Genomic DNA, 3,457 nt, shown 5'->3' on the forward strand with positions numbered 1-3,457 from the left:
GCTCGCGGTCGCCGCGCTGCTCGGCTGGCTGCTGGCCCCGGGCGGCGGCAGCGACGACGTCAAGATCACGACCGTGAGCAACATGACCGTGGACGAGGCCACCCAGGCGCTCAAGGGCCAGGGCTTCACCGTCGCGGCCGACCCGCAGAAGGAGTACAGCAAGGACGTCGGCAAGGGCAAGGTCATCCGGTCCGACCCGGCCGAGGGCACCACGGTCAAGAAGGGCTCGATGGTCACGCTGGTCGTGTCCCGGGGGCCGGAGCCGCCGAAGAAGGTGGAGGTCCCGGACGTCAGCAGCCAGCCGGAGTCCGACGCCAAGAGCACCCTGGAGGGCCGCGGCTTCAAGGTCGACGTGAAGCGGCTGGCGTCCAACGAGGTCCAGCAGGGGATGACGATCAAGACCGACCCGAAGGCGGGCGAGCAGGTCGCGCCGAACTCGTCGGTCACGCTGTACATCTCGTCCGGAACGCAGGACGTCTCCGTGCCGAACCTGCAGCGCCTCCCGAAGGACGTGGCGTGCAAGCGGCTGCGGGTCCTGCACCTGTCGTGCGTGGTCCAGGAGCAGCCGTCGCCGGACGCGACCATCCCGCCGGGCGTGGTGTGGAACGTCAGTCCCGCGCCGGGCACCAAGCTGCCGTCGGGGTCGTCCGTGACGGTCATCGTGACGCCGCCGCAGGCGCCGACGTCCCCGCCGCCGGACACGAACCAGCCGGGCGGTCCGCCGCCTCAGCAGTGACGGCCGCCTGATCGCCGAAGGCCCGGTCCCCGCGGGGGGCCGGGCCTTCGGCTTTCGCGTGCGCGGGCCGCCGGTGTTCGGTTCCCGGGGGCCGTCCGGACATGGAAGAGGGCCTCCGCCACTCGGGGGCAATGGCGGAAGCCCTCTCGCTATGGTCTTCGTACCCGGAGGTATCGCCGTTACATGCGGCTCTCAGAATTTTCCCCGCAAACCCCGCGGTGACCGGTCAACCCGCCGCTCCGCAGGTGCGGAGCCAGTTCCGGAAGAGCCGGTGGCCACATGCGGACAGCACGGACTCCGGGTGGAACTGGACGCCCTCGACGGGCGCGGTCCGGTGCCGCAGGCCCATGACCACGCCGTCCGGGGTGCGCGCGGACACGTCCAGGACGTCGGCCGGCACGGTCCCGGGGTGGACGGCCAGCGAGTGGTAGCGGGTGGCGGTGAACGGGTCCGGCAGGCCCGCGAACACGCCCGCGCCGTCGTGGCCGATCGGGCTGGTCTCGCCGTGCACGATCCGCGGCGCGTGATCGACCGTCGCGCCGAACACATGTCCGATCACCTGGTGGCCGAGGCAGACGCCGAGCAGCGGGACGCCGCTCTCCACGGCGTCCCAGACCAGGTCGAGGCAGACTCCGGCGTCCGCCGGGTGGCCGGGGCCGGGGCTGATGAGCACGCCGTGCGCCGCGCGGGCGTCCGCCGGGGAGACGTCCTCGCGGACCGCGACCCGGCAGTCCGCGCCCAGCTCCCGCAGGTACTGGACGATCGTGAAGACGAAGCTGTCGTGGTTGTCCACGACGAGTACACGCACCCCGCCATTCTCGCCTGAACCACCACAAGACGGCGAACGGCGGTGCGGATGCGGACGCGGAGCGTAACCTCTCCGGACCCCTCCGAGATCAGAAAGGCCCCCATGCTGGTTCGCGCGCTCCTGTCCGGTGTCCCGCTCGTGCTCTCCGCCCCGCCGTCCGCCCCCTCCACCTATGGCGCGTTCGACTACGAGGACGTGCGCGGGCTGTCCGGCTACGGCTTCTGGGGGCCGCCGCGCGGCATGGGCCGCGAGTACCTGAAGACGAAGGTCTGCGCGCGGGACGTCCGCCCCGATGGACGGGCCGTCCGGATGACCGTCGCCCTGAAGGAGCCCGGCACGCCGACCACGGTGTACGTGGACGTGGTGAACCACCGCGGCGTCGGCTCGACGTCCTGCTCGTCCCTCGTCAGCCTCGGAGCCGAGTGGATGTTCGGGCGCGGCGGCACGATCGACCGGCGCGGGGTCTACCGTCCCGGCCCCTGGCGCCGCCTCCGCTGACCGTCCGGACCGGCGACAGGAGCCTCGGATCAGTGGCCGGACGGACGCGGCGCGGGCGTGGTGGGGGCGTCGCCGTTCATCACTCCGTGATCGAACTGGAGGTTGGGCTCGACCAGCGGGAACACCACGTACCAGAGGATCAGGGCGGCGAGCAGCACGAGCCCGGCGGCGATCGCGGCCTTGACCCGCCGGTCACCGGGGAGCAGCCGCCAGATGAACGCGTACATGGCCCGTCCTCCTACTTTCCGGTGACCCGCGGGTACTGGGCGGTCAGCTGGCCGAAGACGATGAGCCGCTCGGCCGCCGAGTAGAGCGGGTGGCAGGTGGTGAGGGTGATCATCCGCTTGGTGGGCCGCTGCCCGGGGTGGAATGGGACGGGCGCGGTGACCTCGACGTCCGTCGGGTCGACCACGCGCTTGTCGGTGACCTTGTAGACGTACTTGCCGTCCCGCGTGTCGATGTCGATCTCGTCCCCCGGCTTCAACCGGCCGATCTTGTTGAACGGCGCGGAGTAGGTGGTCCGGTGACCGGAGACGACGAAGTTGCCGACCTCGCCGGGCAGCTGCGTGCCGGGATAGTGCCCGGGCCCCTTGCGCAGGTCCGCGAGCGAGACGCCCTCGATCACCACGTACCGGTAGGACGCCCCGAGCTTCGGGATGCGGATCATCGCCAGGCCCTTGCCGAGGCTCACCCGCTCGGTCGTCACCTTGCCCGTCCCGCCGGACGCCCAGGAGCGCATCATCTCCTTGGAGAGCCTGTCCTGCTGGTCGTGCGTGTAGCGGCCCGTCCCCCACAGCTCGTACGTCACGAACAGCAGCAGGATCAGGCCCGCGGTGATGCACAGCTCGCCCAGTCCGCGGATCAGCACCCGCACCGGCCCACGCCCCCCTCTCCCACTTCCGCGTCCACCGAAGCCGTCCGGACATCCGGGCCGTCCGGGTCGTCCGGGCGGCGGGCGCGTCCGTTCCGGGTCAGCCCGGCGGACGGCCCGCGGCCGCGTCGTCACCGTCGCCCGCGTCCGGCGGCACGGTGGCGTGCTTCATCGCCACGTTCCCGGTGTAGGCGGGCAGCGACGCCCGCCGGAGCGCGCGCACCGACCAGCCGAGGCCGTAGGCGCGCACGTACCGCTGGTACACCGAGATCGCGGGGGAGGCGTCCAGCGCCGCGCGCAGCCGGTCCGGGTCGCCGACGGCGGTGATCCGGAACGGCGGCGAGTACACCACCCCCTGGAGGATCAGGGTATTGCCCACACATCGGACGGCGCTGGTGCCGATCACCCTCTGGTCCATGATCTGCATGCCCTGGGCGCCGCCCGCCCACAGCGCGTTCACCACCGCCTGCACGTCCGCCTGGTGGACGACCAGGTCGTCGGGGCCCGCGCGCCGCCCAGGACACGCCGCCCGCCGGCGCGGGCC

At 72.2% G+C, this 3,457-nt stretch carries 6 protein-coding genes; 2 read left to right on the forward strand and 4 right to left on the reverse strand.

Going from position 1 to position 3,457, the window contains the following annotated elements; all coding sequences use genetic code 11:
• Positions 1 to 736, forward strand: a 736-nt coding sequence (locus AB0J52_RS32640) for a PASTA domain-containing protein (protein ID WP_500186691.1), incomplete at its 5' end; no start/stop codon positions are given.
• A gap of 226 nt (positions 737 to 962) precedes the next feature.
• Here the strand turns inward: AB0J52_RS32640 and AB0J52_RS32645 are convergent.
• Entirely contained in the window at positions 963 to 1,544 is a 582-nt protein-coding gene (locus AB0J52_RS32645; protein WP_500186692.1) for an anthranilate synthase component II, read from the reverse strand.
• Between the two features lie 102 nt (positions 1,545 to 1,646).
• On the opposite strand from AB0J52_RS32645, the gene AB0J52_RS32650 reads away from it, so the two are divergent.
• The gene (locus tag AB0J52_RS32650) at positions 1,647 to 2,042 is read left to right on the forward strand and encodes a hypothetical protein (RefSeq protein ID WP_500186693.1); all 396 of its coding nucleotides are present in this window, start codon (positions 1,647 to 1,649) and stop codon (positions 2,040 to 2,042) included.
• Between the two features lie 29 nt (positions 2,043 to 2,071).
• Here the strand turns inward: AB0J52_RS32650 and AB0J52_RS32655 are convergent, their stop codons facing one another.
• From AB0J52_RS32655 to AB0J52_RS32665, 3 genes are all read right to left on the reverse strand, one after another.
• Positions 2,072 to 2,269 (reverse strand): hypothetical protein, encoded by a 198-nt coding sequence (locus AB0J52_RS32655; RefSeq protein ID WP_500186694.1) that lies wholly within the window; start codon positions 2,267 to 2,269, stop codon positions 2,072 to 2,074.
• Between the two features lie 11 nt (positions 2,270 to 2,280).
• Complete coding sequence (locus AB0J52_RS32660; RefSeq protein WP_500186696.1) at positions 2,281 to 2,916, reverse strand: class E sortase; 636 nt, start codon at positions 2,914 to 2,916, stop codon at positions 2,281 to 2,283.
• Between the two features lie 97 nt (positions 2,917 to 3,013).
• Positions 3,014 to 3,457: DUF881 domain-containing protein (locus AB0J52_RS32665; RefSeq protein WP_500186698.1), on the reverse strand; the 444-nt coding region annotated here is incomplete at its 5' end.

This window comes from Spirillospora sp. NPDC049652, from assembly GCF_040675125.1.
Lineage (GTDB): Bacteria > Actinomycetota > Actinomycetes > Streptosporangiales > Streptosporangiaceae > Spirillospora.

Coding starts and splice junctions, on each gene's coding strand:
- AB0J52_RS32650 (WP_500186693.1), top strand. CDS start 1,647: ATGCTGGTTCGCGCGCTCCTGTCCGGTGTCCCGCTCGTGCTCTCCGCC.
- AB0J52_RS32655 (WP_500186694.1), bottom strand. CDS start 2,269: ATGTACGCGTTCATCTGGCGGCTGCTCCCCGGTGACCGGCGGGTCAAG.